Source organism: Acinetobacter sp. NIPH1876, assembly GCF_022808535.1.
Taxonomy (GTDB): domain Bacteria; phylum Pseudomonadota; class Gammaproteobacteria; order Pseudomonadales; family Moraxellaceae; genus Acinetobacter; species Acinetobacter higginsii.
Map to the genome: position 1 here is coordinate 1 of NZ_JALGBR010000048.1, position 821 is coordinate 821.

At 40.6% G+C, this 821-nt stretch carries 1 protein-coding gene; it reads left to right on the plus strand.

From position 1 onward, the window contains the following. Window positions 1-65: 65 nt before the first annotated feature. Entirely contained in the window at window positions 66-770 is a 705-nt protein-coding gene (locus MN869_RS20335) for an IS6-like element IS1007 family transposase (RefSeq protein WP_001067793.1), read from the plus strand. Window positions 771-821: the final 51 nt, after the last annotated feature.

An 821-nucleotide genomic window follows, 5' to 3' on the forward strand; every position in this document is an offset into this window, starting at 1 on the left:
TTGGCACTGTTGCAAATAGGCTGACATGATAAGCTAAATATCTTATTTATTTCGAGATACAGCAGATGAATCCCTTCCACGGTCGGCACTTTCAAGGTGAAATCATTCTTTGGGCTGTTCGTTGGTATTGTAAATATGGCATCAGCTATCGTGAACTTCAGGAAATGCTCGCTGAACGTGGAGTGAATGTTGATCACACCACAATTTATCGCTGGGTTCAGCGTTATGCTCCAGAAATGGAAAAACGTTTACGTTGGTATTGGCGTAATCCTACAGATCGACATTTATGGCATCTGGATGAAACTTACGTAAAAGTGAATGGCAAATGGGCATATCTATACCGTGCAGTTGACCAACGTGGCCATACTCTTGATTTCTATCTTTCTGCTAGACGAAATACCCATTCAGCTTATTGTTTTCTTGGTAAGATTTTGAATCATGTCAAAAAATGGCAGATTCCACGAGTCATAAACACTGATAAGGCTCATACCTATGGCCGTGCTTTGTCGCGACTAAAACAGGAAGGAAAGTGTCCTGAAGACCTGGACCATCGACAGATTAAATACAAGAATAACGTGATTGAATGTGATCATGGCAAGCTCAAACGGATCATCAAGGCTACGTTGGGATTCAAGTCTATGAAAACGGCTTATGCCACAATTAAAGGAATTGAGGTTATGCGTGCTCTACGCAAAGGACAAGCTTCATTATTTTATAACGGTAATATTCTAGGAGAAGTTTGGCTAGTAAATAGAGTTTTCGGTCTCTAAGCTTTTTTGAAGGGAAAATCATTGACTCAGATCCCTATTTGCAACAGTGCC

Coding starts and splice junctions, on each gene's coding strand:
- MN869_RS20335 (WP_001067793.1), top strand. CDS start 66: ATGAATCCCTTCCACGGTCGGCACTTTCAAGGTGAAATCATTCTTTGG.